Annotated in this window: 13 protein-coding genes; 9 read left to right on the forward strand and 4 right to left on the reverse strand. The window is 74.1% G+C overall.

Translation table 11 applies throughout. The annotated features are described in order from the left end of the window. Positions 1–22: 22 nt before the first annotated feature. Entirely contained in the window at positions 23–1,036 is a 1,014-nt protein-coding gene (locus tag ACFC1X_RS00090; RefSeq protein WP_376347298.1) for a substrate-binding domain-containing protein, read from the reverse strand. Between the two features lie 329 nt (positions 1,037–1,365). On the opposite strand from ACFC1X_RS00090, the gene ACFC1X_RS00095 reads away from it, so the two are divergent. From ACFC1X_RS00095 to ACFC1X_RS00110, 4 genes are all read left to right on the forward strand, one after another. Next, on the forward strand, positions 1,366–2,013 hold the full coding sequence (locus tag ACFC1X_RS00095; protein WP_122618297.1) for a ScbR family autoregulator-binding transcription factor: 648 nt from the start codon (positions 1,366–1,368) through the stop codon (positions 2,011–2,013). 31 nt (positions 2,014–2,044) lie between these two features. Further along, a complete protein-coding gene (locus tag ACFC1X_RS00100) occupies positions 2,045–3,253 on the forward strand; it encodes a damage-control phosphatase ARMT1 family protein (protein WP_376347300.1) in 1,209 nt (402 codons plus the stop codon). Positions 3,254–3,348: 95 nt separating this feature from the next. Further along, positions 3,349–5,541: a germacradienol/geosmin synthase Cyc2 gene (cyc2, locus tag ACFC1X_RS00105; RefSeq protein WP_376347302.1), complete on the forward strand. Its 2,193-nt coding sequence runs from the start codon at positions 3,349–3,351 to the stop codon at positions 5,539–5,541. Positions 5,542–5,616: 75 nt separating this feature from the next. After that, on the forward strand, positions 5,617–6,210 hold the full coding sequence (locus ACFC1X_RS00110; protein ID WP_376347303.1) for a PDZ domain-containing protein: 594 nt from the start codon (positions 5,617–5,619) through the stop codon (positions 6,208–6,210). Here ACFC1X_RS00110 and ACFC1X_RS00115 read toward each other — a convergent pair. Further along, positions 6,203–6,955, reverse strand: coding sequence for a phosphodiesterase (locus ACFC1X_RS00115; RefSeq protein WP_376347304.1), 753 nt, complete (start codon positions 6,953–6,955; stop codon positions 6,203–6,205). The two genes, ACFC1X_RS00110 and ACFC1X_RS00115, sit on opposite strands and share 8 nt — an antisense overlap. 169 nt (positions 6,956–7,124) lie before the next feature. On the opposite strand from ACFC1X_RS00115, the gene ACFC1X_RS00120 reads away from it, so the two are divergent. Continuing rightward, the gene (locus ACFC1X_RS00120) at positions 7,125–8,255 is read left to right on the forward strand and encodes an aminopeptidase P family protein (protein ID WP_376347306.1); all 1,131 of its coding nucleotides are present in this window, start codon (positions 7,125–7,127) and stop codon (positions 8,253–8,255) included. Between the two features lie 55 nt (positions 8,256–8,310). After that, positions 8,311–9,255, forward strand: a complete 945-nt coding sequence (locus tag ACFC1X_RS00125) for an aminoglycoside phosphotransferase family protein (protein ID WP_376347307.1) — start codon at positions 8,311–8,313, stop codon at positions 9,253–9,255. A gap of 32 nt (positions 9,256–9,287) precedes the next feature. Here the strand turns inward: ACFC1X_RS00125 and treZ are convergent, their stop codons facing one another. Next, entirely contained in the window at positions 9,288–11,033 is a 1,746-nt protein-coding gene (gene treZ / locus ACFC1X_RS00130) for a malto-oligosyltrehalose trehalohydrolase (protein ID WP_376347309.1), read from the reverse strand. A 268-nt stretch (positions 11,034–11,301) separates the two neighbouring features. On the opposite strand from treZ, the gene ACFC1X_RS00135 reads away from it, so the two are divergent. From ACFC1X_RS00135 to ACFC1X_RS00145, 3 genes are all read left to right on the forward strand, one after another. Beyond that, positions 11,302–12,534, forward strand: coding sequence for an acetyl-CoA carboxylase biotin carboxylase subunit family protein (locus tag ACFC1X_RS00135; protein WP_376347311.1), 1,233 nt, complete (start codon positions 11,302–11,304; stop codon positions 12,532–12,534). A 60-nt stretch (positions 12,535–12,594) separates the two neighbouring features. Then, the gene (locus ACFC1X_RS00140; protein WP_376347313.1) at positions 12,595–13,146 is read left to right on the forward strand and encodes an FHA domain-containing protein; all 552 of its coding nucleotides are present in this window, start codon (positions 12,595–12,597) and stop codon (positions 13,144–13,146) included. A 204-nt stretch (positions 13,147–13,350) separates the two neighbouring features. Further along, positions 13,351–14,676 carry a M14 family zinc carboxypeptidase gene (locus ACFC1X_RS00145; protein ID WP_376347315.1) on the forward strand — a complete coding sequence of 442 codons (1,326 nt, stop codon included), beginning with the start codon at positions 13,351–13,353 and terminating at the stop codon, positions 14,674–14,676. Positions 14,677–14,683: 7 nt separating this feature from the next. On the opposite strand, the gene treY is transcribed toward ACFC1X_RS00145, so the two are convergent. Beyond that, the gene (gene treY / locus ACFC1X_RS00150) at positions 14,684–17,104 is read right to left on the reverse strand and encodes a malto-oligosyltrehalose synthase (RefSeq protein WP_376347317.1); all 2,421 of its coding nucleotides are present in this window, start codon (positions 17,102–17,104) and stop codon (positions 14,684–14,686) included. Positions 17,105–17,171 lie beyond the last annotated feature (67 nt).

Consider the following 17,171-nt stretch of genomic DNA (forward strand, 5'->3'; position numbering starts at 1 on the left):
AGCCGGCGGCGGCGGGGCCCGGTCACCGGGTGCCGCCCGCGGCGAACTTCGCGACCGTGTCGGCGTTCGTGCGGGTCACGAACGCGGGGCCGGTCAGCACGGGCGCCACTCCGCCGCCGCTGACGTTGCCGTTGGTCTTGTACAGCCAGAGCGCGTCCACCGCGAGATAGCCCTGGAGATACGGCTGCTGGTCCACCGCGAACTGGACGTCCCCGCGTTTGACGGCGGCGACCAGGTCGTTGTCGAGGTCGAAGGTGGCCACGTTGGCGCTGCTGCCCGCCTCGTCGACCGACTTGACCGCGGTGAGGGCGAACGCCGCGCCGTTCATGACGACTTCGTCGATGCTGGGGTCCTGGCGCAGCCGCGCGGTGACCGCGGCGCCGACCGCCTTCATGTCGGTGCCCTCGACGTAGAGCATCTCGGTCTCGCCCTTGAACGTCTTCTTCACGCCGGCGCAGCGGGCCTCCACGGCAACGTTGCCACGCTCGTGGATGACGCACAGGGCGTGTTTCGCCTTGAGGTCGTTGAGTTTGTCGCCGACGGCCCGGCCCGCGACGCTCTCGTCCTGCCCGAAGTATCCGAGGAGTCCCGTCGACCGCCAGGCGTCCATACCGGAGTTGAGGCCGACCACGGGGATCCCGGCCGCCTTGGCCTCGGCGACCGGCGCCTTCATCGCCTGCGGCTTGGCCAGCGTCAGGGCGATGCCGTCCACCTTGTCGCGGACCGCGTCCCGCACCAGGTCGGCCTGGTCGGCGGTGTCGGCGTCGCCCGCGTATGTCAGGTCGATGCCGTCCTTGGCCGCCGCCGCCTCGGCGCCCTTGCGCACCCGGTCCCAGAACGCGTCGCCCTCACCGCCGTGGGTGACCATGACGACCTTCATCCGGTCGGCGCCGGACCCGCCGGCGGCGTCCGCCGTCGAGCCGTCCTCGTCCCCGCCGAGGGCGGAGCAGCCGGCCGCCAGCAGACAGACGGCCGCGGCGAGGGCCGCGGCGCGCAGCGGGCCGGGGGAGTGGGTGGGCGGGGGAGGAGTACTCATGGGGGTGGGGGCACCTCGCTGTGCGGCCGAGCAGGAGGAACGGGGCGAGGTGGCCCGGAGCCACGTGTCGCTGCGCCAACCGGGTGAATCTCGCCTGGCCGGAGCAAACCGTGAGTGACCGCTGGTAGTCAAGTGACCAGCGACCAGGTGTGAGTTGTCGGTGCCGCATCGTGATGAACGGGACAGGTGGCCAACGGTGCTTTCCCGACGTCCGCGACGGGGGTCGCAAGGAGGACTATCTGACGGTCAGTTATCGGTGAGTTATCGTGTACAGGGGGTAAAGGCAGGCCGCACGGCCTGTTGCGTTCCAGCCCAGGAGAGTTCAGCCGATGGCGAGGCAGCTACGCGCCGAGCAGACCCGCGCGACGATCGTCGGCGCCGCCGCCGACCTGTTCGACCGTCACGGCTACGAGTCGACCAGCCTCAGCGAGATCGTGGCCCACGCCGGGGTCACCAAGGGCGCCCTGTACTTCCACTTCGCGGCGAAGGAAGACCTCGCCCACGCCATCATGGAGATCCAGTCCAGGACCTCGCGCCAACTCGCCACGGACCTGGGCGGGCGCGGCTACACCTCGCTGGAGGCGCTGATGCGCCTCACCTTCGGCATGGCCCGGCTGTGCGAGGAGGGGCCGGTGCTCCGCGCCGGTCTGCGGCTCGCCACCGCGGGCGTGCCGGTACGGCCGCCGCTGCCGCACCCCTTCACCGAGTGGCGGGAGATCGCCACCTCCCGGCTCCTCGACGCCGTCCGGCAGTCCGACCTGCATCCGGACATCGACGTCGACTCCGTCGCCCACACCCTCGTCTGCTCCATCGTCGGCACCCGCGTGGTCAGCGGGACCCTGGAACCGGCCGGGCGCCAGCCCCGCCGCCTGGCCGAGATGTGGCACATCCTCATCCGCGGCATGGTGCCGGTGACCCGTCGCGCCCGCTACGTCACCCTCGCGGCGCGCCTGGAGCGCGAGACCGCGTCCGCCTGAACGGACCGGCCCGCGCGATACGGTGAGGCGCATGCCCGACACCCCGTCCGCGCCCGCCCCCGTCATCCTCGCCGACGAGCCCGGGTCCTTCCCGCACGGTGTGCTCGCCGACCGGCACCCCGCCATCGTCCGGCAGGTGCGCGACGCGTTCCCCTACGGCCCCGAACGGCTGCGCGCCCTCGACGCGCTGCTCGCATGCTGTGCCGACGGCGTGATCGAACCGCTGCCCGCCGACGCCGACCCCCGCGACCGGGACCGCTGGGCGCGGTGGGGCCTGGACGCGTACGCCGGCCGCTCCTGGTACGACGTGCCCTGGCTGTGGGCCGAGAGCCACTTCTACCGCCGGCTCCTCGACGCCGTCGGGTACTTCGCCCCCGGCACCTGGCAGGGCGTCGACCCCTTCCGCCCCGCCAAGCTCGCCGAACTCGACGACCCCGCGACGGACGAGGAACTCGCCGCGCTCGACGGCCTCGCCGCCCTGCCCGCCGACGAGCGGACCCGGGCCCTGCTGCACGGCTCGCTCTGGGGCAACCGGGCGGACCTCGGCTTCCGTCTCTCCGAGGGCGGCACCGGCACCGGGGAGCAGGTGGAGGCCCTCGTGTGCGACGACAGCGACGCCCTGTGGTCCCTGCTCCCGCCCTCCGCAGGACCGGGCACGGCGGGACCGCACACCCTGTGCCTCGTCGCCGACAACGCGGGCCGCGAACTCGTCCCCGACCTGCTCCTCGTCTCCCACCTGCTCGCCGAGGGCCGCGTCGACCGGGCGGTCCTGCACGTCAAGCCGCATCCGTACTACGTCTCCGACGCCACGCCCACCGACGTGCTCGACGCGCTGCGGCGGCTGGTGGCGGCGGGCGGCACGGCCGAGGAGTACGGGCGGCGGCTGTGGACCGCGCTGCGGGACGGGCGCGTCACCGTCCGCGCCCACCCCTTCTCCTGCGCCCCGCTGCCGTACGCGGACATGCCCGACGACCTGCGCGCGGAGTTCGCCGCGGCCACCGTCACCGTCCTCAAGGGCGACCTCAACTACCGCCGCCTGGTGGGCGACCGGTGGTGGCCGCCGACCACGCCCTTCGCGGACGTCACCGCGTACTTCCCGGGTCCCGTCGCCGCCCTGCGCACCCTCAAGTCCGATGTGATCACCGGCCTGACGGGGAAGACCGAGGCGGCGCTGGAGTCCGGCGCGGATCGGCGCTGGCGGACCGGCGGGACGCACGCCCTGATCCAGGTCAGGACCTGAGCGCGGAGTTCCCGCGTTCCGCGCTCTTTCACGCGATGGTGTGATCATGTGCCGTCGGGTGGATGTGCCCTCGGGGCCCTGGGTAGTGCCGGGCCATGACGCAACAGCCCTTCGAACTCCCGCACTTCTACCTGCCGCATCCCGCGCGGCTCAACCCGCATCTCTACGAGGCCCGCGCCCACTCGACGGCGTGGGCGCGCGAGATGGGCATGCTGGAGGGCTCCGAGGTCTGGGAGCAGTCCGACCTCGACGCACACGACTACGGACTGCTCTGCGCCTACACCCACCCCGACTGCGACGGGCCGGCGCTCTCCCTGATCACCGACTGGTACGTGTGGGTCTTCTTCTTCGACGACCACTTCCTGGAGCGGTTCAAGCGCACCCAGGACCGCGTCGGGGGCAAGGCCCACCTGGACCGGCTGCCGCTGTTCATGCCGCTCGACCTCACCACCGGGACGCCCGAGCCGGAGAACCCGGTCGAGGCCGGACTCGCCGACCTCTGGACCCGCACGGTGCCCGCGATGTCGGCCGACTGGCGCCGCCGCTTCGCCGTCGCGACCGAGCACCTGCTCAACGAGTCCCTGTGGGAGCTGTCCAACATCAACGAGGGGCGGATCGCCAACCCCGTCGAGTACATCGAGATGCGCCGCAAGGTCGGCGGCGCCCCCTGGTCGGCGGGGCTCGTGGAGTACGCGACCGCCGAGGTGCCCGCGGCCGTCGCCGGGACCCGGCCGCTCCGGGTGCTGATGGAGACGTTCTCCGACGGCGTGCACCTGCGCAACGACCTCTTCTCCTACCAGCGCGAGGTCGAGGACGAGGGTGAGCTGAGCAACGGGGTGCTGGTCCTGGAGACCTTCTTCGGCTGCACCACCCAGGAGGCCGCCGAACTGGTCAACGACGTCCTCACCTCCCGCCTGCACCAGTTCGAGCACACCGCGTTCACCGAAGTGCCCGCCGTGGCCCTGGAGAACGGACTCACCCCGCCCGAGGCCGCCGCCGTCGGGGCGTACGCCAAGGGCCTCCAGGACTGGCAGTCCGGCGGCCACGAATGGCACATGCGCTCCAGCCGGTACATGAACAAGGGGGCCAGGCCCGCCGCCGGCTGGCAGGCGCTCACCGGCCCCGGCACCTCCGCCGCCGACGTCGGCGCCCTGCTCGCCGCCACCGCCGCCCGGCGGGTCCGGCCCTACACGCACGTCCCCTTCCAGAAGGTCGGCCCGTCGGTCATCCCCGACATCCGCATGCCGTACCCCCTGGAGCTGAGCCCCGCCCTGGAGGGCTCCCGGCTCCATCTCCTCGCCTGGTCGCACCGGATGGGCATCCTCGGCGAGGGCGTCTGGGACGAGGACAAGCTCGCGAGCTGCGACCTCCCCCTGTGCGCCGCCGGTCTCGACCCGAACGCCACCCAGGACCAGCTCGACCTGGCCTCCGACTGGCTGGCCTTCGGGACCTACGGCGACGACTACTACCCGCTCGTCTACGGACACCGCCGCGACCTGGCCGCCGCCCGGCTCACCACGGCCCGGCTCTCGGCCTGCATGCCGCTCGACGGCGAACCGGTCCCGCCGCCCGGCAACGCCATGGAGCGCTCCCTGATCGACCTGTGGGCGCGCACGACGGCCGGGATGACGCCCGAGGAGCGACGCCCCCTGAAGGCGGCCGTCGACAAGATGACCGAGGCCTGGGTGTGGGAGCTGGCCAACCAGATCCAGAACCGCGTCCCCGACCCGGTGGACTACCTGGAGATGCGGCGCGCCACCTTCGGCTCCGACCTCACGCTGGGCCTGTGCCGCGCCGGACACGGGCCCGCCGTACCGCCCGAGGTCTACCGCACCGGCCCGGTCCGCTCCCTGGAGAACGCGGCGATCGACTACGCGTGCCTGCTCAACGACGTCTTCTCGTACCAGAAGGAGATCGAGTACGAGGGCGAGATCCACAACGCGGTCCTCGTCGTGCAGAACTTCTTCGGCGTCGACTACCCGGCCGCCCTGCGGGTCGTACAGGACCTGATGAACCAGCGCATGCGCCAGTTCGAGCACGTCGTCGCGCACGAACTGCCCGTCGTATACGACGACTTCCAGCTCTCCGACGAGGCGCGCGGCATCATGCGCGGCTACGTGACCGACCTGCAGAACTGGATGGCCGGCATCCTCAACTGGCACCGGAGCGTCCCGCGCTACAAGGCCGAGTACCTGGCGGGCCGCACCCACGGCTTCCTCCCCGACCGGATCCCGGCCCCGCCCCTGCCCTCGCCCGTGCCCAGGGGGCCCCTCGTGCCGACGCCCTGACCGACGTTCAGTCTCACTCGTTCGTGGCTCGTCACGCGCCGGTGCGCCGGGTAGAGCACCTGCCGGAGGCGATCCATGGAACAGACAGCGTTGCGGCCCAAACCGATGCCCGGCCGGGAACCTGCCGCCCGAACCGAACCCGACGGCCCCCGGCGTCCGCACGCCGGGCGCCGGCGCCGTCGGCGGCTGACCACCATGCTGCTCGGCGTGTTTGCCGCGACCGTGCTGCTCCTGGCGGGCGTGGGACTGGGCACGGTGGGCGCCACGGTGATCGGCATGAGCGAACTCGCCGCACTGCGACAGCGGCCGGGAGCGACGGGGCCCGGACCGGGGGCGGGGGACCGGACCGGTTCCCTCACCGCCCCGGCGCCCCCGGCGGCGGCGTCCCCCTCCCCGGCGCGGGCCGCCGCGACCCTCGGCGTGGAGGCCGTGGACCACGAGAAGCCGGGAGCCCTGGTCGTGGGCGTCCACGTGCCCGGCCCCGGCTACGCGGCGGGGCTGGTCCGGGGCGACGTGCTCCTGGCGTTCGGCACGACCCGCGTCGACTCGGCCGCCGACCTCGCACAGGCGGTGGCCCGCGCACGGCCCGGCAAGAACGTCAAGATCACCGTCCGCCACGAGAGCGGCGGCTACCAGCAGTTGACGGCCGTACCGGGTGTCGTCACGTGACGGTGCGGAAGTGGCTGGTGAGCCGTCCGGCGTCGTCCAGCACGTGGTAGGCCAGCCCGACCGGCGCGTCCCGGTCCGCGACCTGCTCGCCCTCCCAGGGCAGCCGCAGGGTCCAGGTCACCCCGGGGCCGACCATCACGGGCCGCCCGGCGAAGAGGGTGGCGGCGGGGGTGTGGGCGTGCCCGGTGATCAGCCCGGCCACCCGGGGCCGCCGTTCCAGCAGCGCGGCGAGGCGCTCGGGCCGGCGCAGCGGGTACGAGTCGGGCAGGGGGTGGTGCAGGGCCGTCGGCGGGTGGTGGAAGGCGAGCAGGGCCGGGCGGTCGCCGAGGCCGTCGAGCGTCGACTCGATCCAGCCGTACGTCTCCTCGTCCAGCTCCCCCTCGTCGCTCCCCGGGACGCTGGAGTCGCACATCAGCACCGCGCCGCCGGCGAAGACACGCACCTCGTTGACCGGACCGTCGGCGGCGGGCCGGCCCAGCAGGGCCTTGCGGTAAGGGGCGCGGACGTCGTGGTTGCCCGGGCAGGTGAGCACGGGGAACGGCGCGGTGCCGTCGCGCAGCCCGAGGAGTCCGGCGGCCTCCTCGTACTCCGCCTCCGTGCCGTGGTCCGCGATGTCCCCGGTCACCAGCAGCGCGTCCACCCGCCCCGGCAGCCCCCACAGGTGGTCACGGACCCGCGCGGCACGCTCGGTCGAGCGCGGGCTCCCGTCGAGGTGAAGATCGCTGATGTGCGCGAGTACGAGCACGGTGCCCCCTCCTTCGGGCGCCCGGACGGCACGCCCCCTGACTAATGCTTGCGACGCATCAAACCATTAGTCAGGGTCGTCGATCAATGCCAATCGGCTCGCGCCGCCCCCGCGCTCCGGGCAGGATGCTGCCCGTGGTCCCTTCACTCTTTCGCCCAGGGAGGCCCGGATGACCGGCAGCAGGCCCGCCGCTTCCTTCACCGCCGACGACTACCGGGCCCGCATGCAGCGCGCCGCGGGCGCCGCCGCAGACGCCGGTCTCGCGGGGTTGCTGGTGGCGCCGGGCCCGGACCTCGTCTGGCTCACCGGCTACGCGCCCACCGCGGACACCGAACGGCTCACGCTGCTCGTCCTCGCCCCGGACCGCGACCCCGTGCTGATCGTCCCCACGCTGGAGGCCCCCGACGCGGCGAAGGCGACCGGCGCGCCCGCCCTCACCCTGCGCGACTGGACCGACGGCAAGGACCCCTACGCCGCCACCGCCGACCTCCTCGACGGATCCGGGCGGTTCGGCATCAGCGACAACGCCTGGGCGATGCACCTGCTGGCCCTGCAACGCGCCCTGCCCGGCACCTCCTACGCCTCCCTCACCGACGCGCTGCCCATGCTGCGCGCCGTCAAGGACGCGGCGGAGCTGGAGCTGCTGGCGGCGGCCGGCGCGGCGGCGGATGCCGTGTTCGAGGAGATCCGCGCCGTCCGCTTCGGCGGCCGCCGGGAGTCCGAGGTCGCCGCCGACCTCGCCGGTCTGCTGCTGGGCTTCGGCCACTCCCAGGTCGACTTCACCATCGTCGCCTCCGGCCCGAACGGCGCCAATCCGCACCACGAGGTCGGCGACCGCGTCATCGAGGACGGCGACATGGTCGTCCTCGACTTCGGCGGCCTGAAGGACGGCTACGGCTCGGACACCTCCCGCACCGTCCACGTGGGCGAACCCACCGACGAGGAGCGCCGGGTGCACGACCTGGTCCGCGAGGCCCAGGAGGCCGGTTTCCGGGCGGTGCGGCCCGGCGCCGCCTGCCAGGACGTCGACCGGGCCGCCCGCGCGGTCATCGCCGAGGCCGGGTACGGCGAGTACTTCATCCACCGCACCGGGCACGGCATCGGCGTCACCACGCACGAACCGCCGTACATGATCGAGGGCGAGGAGCGGCCCCTCGTGCCCGGCATGTGCTTCTCCGTCGAGCCCGGCGTCTATCTGCCCGGCCGGTTCGGGGTACGCATCGAGGACATCGTCACCGTCACGCAGGACGGCGGCCGGCGTTTCAACGACACCACCCGGGAGCTGGTCGTGGTGGAGTGACCGGCGACAGAAGGATCCGACCGCCCCGGCAGACCCGGAGGACGACGGCGCGACCATGACCCAGGCACCGACACCCACCGCGGACACCGTCCGCCGACTGGTCGGCTCCCTGCTGGGCGGGAGCACACGACCCGACGTACGGCCCGTCGCCGCGGGCGCGGGACCCGCCACCTGGTGGGTCGGCGCCCGGCACGTGCTGCGGCTGGCCCCCGACCGCGACGCGGCCGTACGCCAGCGCCGCGAGCTGCGCCTGCGCGAGCTGGTGCGGCCGTACCTGCCCGTCGCGGTGCCCACCAGCGTGGCGCACGGCGAGTGGGCACCGGGGCTGACCTACACGCTGGACGCCAAGGTGCCCGGCGGTTCCGGCGAGGACCACGACGTGTCCGCGCTGGGCGAGGCGGACCTCGCGGCGCTGCTCACCGCCGTGCGCGAGGTGCCGGTCCGCCAGGCCGAGACCCTCGGCGTGCCCCGGTCCGCCCCGCGCTCCCTGGAGGCGCTGCGCGGGATCGCCGAGCGGGCCGCCGGACGCCTCGCCGAGGCCGACGAGTTCGACGCCACGCGTCCGGAGCGGCTGACCCGGCAGGCGGCCGCCCAGCTCGGCGCGCAGCCGGGTGCGGCGGTCCTCGTCCACCACGGACTGACCGGCGAGCACCTGGTGGTCAGCGCCGACGGCCGGGTCCGCGGCGTCCTCGGCTGGACCGACGCCGTCCTCGGGGACCCGGCCGAGGACATCGCCGGACTCGCGCTCTCCGTCGGTTCACCGGCCGCGGTGCGCGCCGCCACGCTCGCCGGGTACGGCGCCCGGCCCTGCCTGCGCGGCCTGTGGCTGGCCCGCTGCGACACCGCCGTCCAGCTCGCCGACGCCCTCGCGGGCCGCTCCGCCACCGCCCTGCCCTTGCTGAGGACGCGGCTGCGGCGCGCCTGGGAGCCGATCCTGCTGGAACGGGTGACGGAGCTGCGCGAGGACGACGGGGACGGCACGGACGACGCGCCCGCCTGACCCCGGCGTCGCCGAGACATCGGGCGCCCCCGTCACTCCTGTTCGAGCACCACGCTCGACTCGCCCGGCACCCGCAGTATCCCGTCCGCGCCCGGCCCCTCCACCGGCTCCCACGCGGCGAGCACGCGCGCGGGACGGTTGCCCAGCGGGATCTCGGCCGGTTCGGGGCCCAGGTTGACGGCCACCCGGATGTCGCCGCGCCGGAAGGCCAGCCAGCGCGCCCCACCGTCGTACGCCACCCTGGTGTCGGCCAGGTCGGGATCGGTGAGGTCCGGCTGCTCGGCGCGCAGGGCGATCAGCCGCCGGTACCAGTCCAGTACGCGCGCGTGCGGCTCGCGCTCCGGCTCGGACCAGTCGAGGCAGGAGCGCTCGCGCGTCGCCGGGTCCTGCGGGTCGGGCACGTCCTCCTCCTTCCAGCCGTGCGCGGCGAACTCCCGCCGCCTGCCGCTCCGTACTGCCTCGGCCAGCTCCGGGTCGGTGTGGTCGGTGAAGAACTGCCACGGTGTCCCGGCGGCCCACTCCTCGCCCATGAACAGCATCGGCGTGAACGGCGCCGTCAGCGTCAGGGTGGCCGCGCAGGCCGCGAGGCCGGGGGAGACCAGCGTGGCGAGCCGGTCGCCCTGGGCGCGGTTGCCGATCTGGTCGTGGGTCTGGCTGTAACCGGTCAGCCGGTGCGCGGCCACCCGCCCGCGGTCCAGCGGACGGCCGTGACCGCGCCCCCGGAAGCTGGAGTAGGTGCCGTCGTGGAAGTAGCCCCGGGACAGCGTCTTGGCCAGCGCGGCCAGCGGGTCGCGCGCGAAGTCGGCGTAGTAGCCCTGCGACTCCCCGGTCAGCGCGGTGTGCAGGGCGTGGTGGAAGTCGTCGTTCCACTGCGCGTGCACGCCCAGGCCGCCCTCCGCGCGCGGGGTGATGATCCGCGGGTCGTTGAGGTCGGACTCGGCGATCAGGAACAGCGGGCGGTCCAGGTCGGCCGCGAGCTCGTCCACGGCGGCCGACAGCTGCTCCAGGAAGTGGCACGCGCGCGTGTCCACCAGGGCGTGCACCGCGTCCAGGCGCAGGCCGTCGATCCGGTAGTCCCGCAGCCACGCCAGCGCGCTGTCCACGAGGTACGCGCGCACCTCGTCGGAGCCGGGCGCGTCCAGGTTGACGGCGATGCCCCAGGGCGTGTGGTGGGTGTCGGTGAAGTACGGGCCGAAGACGGGCAGGTAGTTGCCGGACGGGCCCAGGTGGTTGTGCACCACGTCCAGGACCACGCCCAGGCCCAGCTCGTGCGCCCGGTCGACGAACCGTTTCAGCGCCTCGGGTCCGCCGTACGGCTCGTGCACCGCCCACAGCGAGACCCCCTCGTACCCCCAGCCGTGCCGGCCCGGGAAGGGGCACAGGGGCATCAACTCGACGTGCGTGACGCCCAACCGCTCCAGATGCCCGAGCCGCTCGGCGGCGGCGTCGAGCGTGCCCTCGGCCGTGTACGTGCCGACGTGCAGCTCGTACAGGACGCCGCCGGGCAGCGGCCGCCCCGCCCACTCGGCGCGCCAGGCGTGCCGGCCGTGGTCGACGACGGCACTGAGCCCGTCCGGTCCGTCCGGCTGCCGTCGCGAGCGGGGGTCCGGCAGCACCGGCCCGTCGTCCACCGCGAAGCCGTACCGCGAGCCGTCACGCGCCTCGCTCTCCCCGCACCACCACCCCGGCCGCACGGGATCGCGCTCCAACGCGCGCGCGGCGCCGTCGCACTCCAGCGTCACTCGACCGGCCTGTGGTGCCCACACCTCGAACTGCACGGACGGTTCCCCTTCGTCTGCTCACCGTGATGTAGCGCGTCCATGGTCCTCCATGGGGGAGCGGGGGCGCGTCAAATACCTCGGTTCTCGTGTTCGGTTCCTTGGCAAGTGCTCCAAAAGCGTGAGTAATCAGGCGAGTTGGTTTCGTCTGTCAGGCCGATGGTCGGCGCGGCCTTCCCACGGGTTTGTTGGTGGAATGACAATCGGGGCGGGGCCCGCGCGTGGAAGCGGGCCGACACAGGTGCGGAAGATCGCGTTCTTACGATCGGTGGACGTCCAGCGGGCCGACCCCTACATCCAGCGGGCCGTACGCGAACTCGCGGCCGACGGGATCGAGGCCGGGCTGTTCCACACCAGCGGCACCGCCGGTGACGACGACTTCCCCGGCCACCGGGAACGGCTGGACCGGGGGGTGACACCGCGGGAGATCGCGGACGCCGTCGCCGCCTGGGGCGCGGACGCGGCGGTGTCGATCTCGCTGCCGTGCGAGAACGCGCTCCGCGACGCCGCGGCGAAGGCCTTCCTGGACGCCGTCGGCATCCCGACGGTCATGACCCCGCTCGCGGCCACGATGCTGCTGGTGGACAAGTGGGAGACGAAACAGCTCTGCAGGCGGGCCGGGCTGGACGTACCCGACGGGTTCCGCGTCGACTCCGACCTCCTCGCCGGACGGGGCCTCCCGGTGCCCGGCTACCGCGACGCACTGCGCGTCCAGGCCGAACGCGTCGGCTACCCGCTGATGTCGAAGCCCGTGTGGGACTCGACCAGCATGGGCATCCGCACCCTGCGCTCACCCGCCGACCTCGACGCCCACCTCACACCCGGCCCGGAGACGGTGTCGACGGTGGTGGAACAGGTGATCGAAGGCGACCTGTGCAGCGTGGACATCGTGGGCCGCCCCGGCTCCTACCAGGTGCTCCCCCTGTGCTGGACCGGGCGCGCCGGTGCGGAACCGGTGTTCACCTTCGCCGACCTGCGCTGGTGCGGCCCCCGCGAGGAGGCCGACACCGCGTTCGCCGAAGTGGCCCGCACCCTGGCCGGCCTCTGCGGGAACCTCGGGGTCCACGGGTCGGTCAACGTCGACATGATCTACACCGGCGGACGGTTCGTCGTCCTGGAGATCAACCCGCGCATCGGCGGCGCCACCACCCTCTCGTGCGCGGCGTCCGGCACCAACACCTTCACCTCCCTCGCCCGCATGGCCCGCGGTCTCCCCCTCGCCGGAGGCATGGCGCGACGGACCTGCTGGGCGGTCGAGTTCCTCGCCGACGACGGCATCCCGCCTGCGGTGCCGGCCGAACTCCGGCGGCGCGTGCGGGTGGTCACCGCGCACGAGCTGGTCATCGACGGCGTCTCCCACGGAGACATCGTCGTGTTCACGCTCGCCCGGGGCGAGGAGGACCGGACCGTCAAGGCTCTGTGGGAGCTGCACGAGGCGTCCGGATTTCCCACCACCGAGGTCATGGCCAAGATCAGTGCCCTGCTGGACCCGAACCGGTGAGGCCACGGGCCGCAGCCGTGTCCTGGACACTCCACCCCCGGCTGACCGACAATCACCTGCGTGACGTCGTCCTTCGAGTTCCCCACGCACCCCGCGCGGTTGTCCGACGCGGAGCGCGACAAGGCGCTGAATCTGCTCCGGGACGGTGTCGTCATGGGGCGGCTGTCGCACGACACGTTCGTGCGCCGGATGGAACTGGCGCTCGCCGCCCGCCGCCTGGAGGAGCTGGCCCCGCTCACCGCCGACCTGCCCACCGAGGGCCGGCTGTCCCGGCTGGTGTTCGGCACCGTCGAGGCGGTGTCCGGGTTCGGCGTGCGGCTCGGCAGGGCGTGGCGGGCCGAGCGGCTGCCCAAGCTGCTGCTGCCCCATCCCGCCACCGGCCGCCCGCTGCGGATAGGGCGCGACCCCTCCAGCGGCCTGCGGCTGAATCACGAGACGGTCTCCCGGGTGCACGCGGAACTCAGCCGCCAGGGCGGCATGTGGGTGCTGCGCGACCTCGGCTCCACCAACGGCACCACGGTCAACGGACGGCGGGTCATCGCGGCGGCCGTCGTCCGCGAGGGCGACCAGATCGGCTTCGGCCGGATGACCTTCCGCCTCGCGGTGAACTGAGGGCGGCGGAAAAGCCCGCGCACAGCTCTGGCCTGGGCTTCACGCGTTGTCATGTGGTGATCCGTGGCGTACTTCCCATTGCGTTGCGTGGTGTTGACGTACCCCCCAAGTCGTGACTGACTGTGCGTACACCGCGCACGCCAGGTGAACCGTCGGCCCACTTCGTGGAGGTGTGCCCTGCCGCCCCTCCTGCGCTATCCGACCGTGGACGAGCTGGGTGCCCGGGCCGCCGCCTTCGTCGCCCGCCATCCCCGACACGCGCGGCTGCGCCAGGTCGGCACCTCCCGCGCGGGCACCCCGCTGCTGCTGCTCTCCGTCGGCCACGGCGGCCGTCAGGTCCTCGTCGTCGCCGGACCGCACGCCAACGAGCCCGTGGGCGGCGCCACCGCCCTCCGGCTGGCCGAGCGGGCCGCGGCCGACCCGCGGCTCACCGAGGGCGCCGACGCCACCTGGAACCTGCTGCTCTGCGCCGACCCCGACGGACTGCGCCGCAACGAGGGCTGGCTGTCCGGCCCGTACACCCTCGGCCGCTACGCCCGTAACTTCTTCCGGCCCGGGTTCCTGGAGCAGCCCGAGTGGCTGCCCGACGGCCCCGACCGCGCCACCCTGCCCGAGACCCGCACCCTGCTCGACCTCCACGACGAACTGCGGCCCTTCCTCCAGTGCTCCCTGCACGGAGTGGACGTCGGCGGCGGCTTCGTCGAGCTGACCCACGACCTGCCCGGCATCGCCCAGCGCATCGCCCACACCGCCGCCCGGCTCGGCATCCCCCGCGAACTGGGCGCCTACGACACCCTGTACTGGCCCGACCTCGGCCCCGCCGTCTACCGCATTCCGCCGCCCCGCCGCGGCGACCTCACCGCGGCCATCACGGAGGCCGCCGTCGACTCGACCTGGTGCCACCCGGGGCGCTACGGCACGGTCACCGCGGTCGTCGAGGCGCCCATGTGGGGGGTCGCCGCCGTGGCCGACGGCACGCCCCCGGCCGACCGGGACGGGGTGCTGCGCGCCGTGAGCCGCGCCCTGCGGCACGACACCCGGCGCCTGCAGCGCGTCCTCGCCCGCGTCCGGCCGCACTTCGCCGGGGTGCCGGAGGCGGCGCACCTGCTCGCCCCGGTCGACGACTACCTGCTGGTCTGCCCGCGGCTCGCCGACGCGTGGGACCCCGACACCGACGACGGGTCGGGCCGCTCCCTGCCGACGATGAGCACCGCCCACCTGGCCGCCCTGCGCCTGGCCGGACGGCGCCTGGCCCTGCGCACCGCGGGACTGCTGCACCAGCTGGTGACCCGCGCGGGGGGCGACCCGGCGGGCGTCCTGCCCGAACTGGACCGGCTCGTCGACGAGGGCTGCGCCGACTACCGCGACGGCTGCGCGGCCCGCTGGATACCGATCGCACGCCAGGTGGAGTACCAGACCCGGGTCGTCCTCGCCGCCTTCGCCCTTGCCGGACGGCGCTCCACCGCGGGTTCCCGGTCGGGGGAGCCCGGCTGGGGCTCCGAGGCCGCCGTGCCGATGCACCGGGACTGACCGCGCGTCAGCCGTCCTCCCCGGCGTCCTCCACCCGTTCCAGCAGCGCGACCGGCGTTTCCGCGAACAGGTCCGCCACGCGCGCGTGCCCCTTGAACTCCCTCTCCGGCGCCAGCGCGTCGGCCCACCGGCCCGGCGGCAGCGGAAGGGCCGTGGCGCCCCAGCCGCCCGCCTCCTCCAGCCGCAGCGACAGCCGGGTGACGGCCGTGACGGTCTCCCCGGAGCGGACGAACGCCAGGCAGTGTGCCGCCGCCGGGCCCTCGGCGGGCAGCGGCTCGTACGTCGCCGCCCCGCCGAAGGCACCGGGCCGCCGCGCGCGCAGCGCGAGCGCCGCTCGCGTCACGGCCGCCTTCTCGCCGGACGCCCCGGGCTCCGTCGGCCCTCCGTGCCCCCGCGGGCCGGCCGGGAAGTCCACCGGCCGCCGGTTGTCCGGGTCGACCAGCGCCAGATACTCGTGCTCGGTGCCCTGGTACAGGTCCGGCACGCCCGGCATCGTGAGGTGGGTGAGAGCCGTGCCGAGGACGTTGGCCCGGATGTGCGGCGCCAGGGCGTCGCGCAGCGCGGCCACCCGCTCGCCCGGCGCGCCGCACGGCCCCGCCGCCACGAACGCCGCCACCGCCTCCTCGTACGACGGCTCCTGCTCCGTCCAGCTGGTGTGCGTCCCCGCCTCGCGCACGTGCTTCAGGAGCGCCTCCCGCACCCGCCCACCGTCCGCCGGGCCCAGCCCGAACACGGTCTGCCAGGCCGCCCACGCCAGCTGCGCGTCCGGCCCGTCCTCGCCGGTACGGGTGGCCTCCGCGAGGACGTCCGCCCACCGCTCGGGGCACTCGGTGAGCACCGCCAGCGCGGCGCGCACGTCGGCGCTGCGCTTGGTGTCGTGCGTCGAGACGACCGTGCCCGTCGTCGGCCAGTCGCGCTGCACGCGCGCGCAGTAGGCGTGGAACCGCTCCGGGGACAGCGCCGGACCGCCCGGGTTCCCGCCCACCTCCGTCGCCGACAGCAGCGCCACGTAGCGGTAGAAGGCGGTGTCCTCGACGGACTTGGCGCGCAGCGCCGACGCGGTCTGCGCGAACCGGTCCCGGAACTCCGCGTGCTCCGGCCCGTCGCCGTACCGCCCCAGCAGGAGGTCCCGTACGACGTCCACCGCGCCGGCCTCCTCCGGCACCGCGAAGACGGCGCGCGCCTCGGCCGCCGCCTGTTCGGTCACCACGGATGCCGCGTCCCCGGCGCCGTACGGCCGGTACACCTCCAGGCGCACCAGCAGCTCGCACAGCGCCGTGCGCAGCGCCCAGGGGGCCCGGTCGCGCAGCGCGGGCTCCGGCGAGGCGACGCACAGGCGGTGCGCCACCCGGGTCAGCCGGTCCGTCTCGGTGGCCAGCTCGTGCCCGAGCACCCGGTACGCCGCCCGCCGCACCGTCGCCGCCCACTCCCCGCCCAGGTCCCCCTGCGGCGCGGCGAACGCGCGGTAGTGCCCGAGCAGTTCCCCGTACCCGTCGGGGTCCGTGAACACCCCGTCGACGTGCCGCAGGGCGTCGTATCCGGTCGTGCCCGCGACGGGCCAGGCGGCCGGCAGCCGCTCCCCGTCCGCGAGGATCTTCTCCACCACAGTCCACCGCCCGCCGCTCGCCTCGTGCAGCCGCCGAAGGTAGGCGCCGGGGTCCGCGAGGCCGTCGGGGTGGTCGACGCGCAGCCCGTCCAGCACCCCCTCGTGCAGCAGCCGCAGGATCGTGGCGTGCGTGGCCTCGAACACCTCCGGGTCCTCCACGCGTACGCCGATCAGCTCCGAGATGCTGAAGAAGCGCCGGTAGTTCAGCTCGGTGCGGGCGAGCCGCCACCACACCGGGCGGTACCACTGGGCGTCCAGGAGCTGCGGCAGCGGCAGGTCCGCGGTGCCGTCCCGCAGCGGGAAGGCGTGCTCGTGGTAGCGCAGTACGTCGCCGTCCACCCGCAGCTGGTCGAGGACCTCGCCGACGGGAGCGCCGAGCACCGGCACCAGGAGCTGCCCGCCCTGCGCCTCCCAGTCGACGTCGAACCACCGCGCGTAGGGCGACGCCGGGCCCTGGCGCAGTACGTCCCACAAGGCGCCGTTGTGGCGGGGGGACATCGCCATGTGGTTGGGCACGATGTCCACCACCAGGCCGAGACCGTGCTCCCGCGCGGTGCGCGACAGCGCCCGCAGCCCCTCCTCGCCGCCCAGTTCCGCGCGTACACGCGCGTGGTCCACGACGTCGTAGCCGTGGCCCGACCCCGGCACCGCCTCCAGCACCGGCGACAGGTGCAGGTGGGACACGCCGAGCGAGGCCAGGTACGGCACGGCCGCCGAGGCGGCGGCGAAGGGGAAGTCGGGCTGGAGCTGGAGCCGGTAGGTGGCGCGGGGAGCGGAGAAGGAGGCCGTGGACGTCACCGGGTCGGGTCGCTCAGGTGTCATGCAGAGCTACGTACCCGCCCCGCCGCCTTTCGTGTCACCGGCCCCCTGCACGGGTGAGGGGCGTCCG

This window comes from Streptomyces sp. NPDC056128 (assembly GCF_042263835.1).
Lineage (GTDB): Bacteria > Actinomycetota > Actinomycetes > Streptomycetales > Streptomycetaceae > Streptomyces.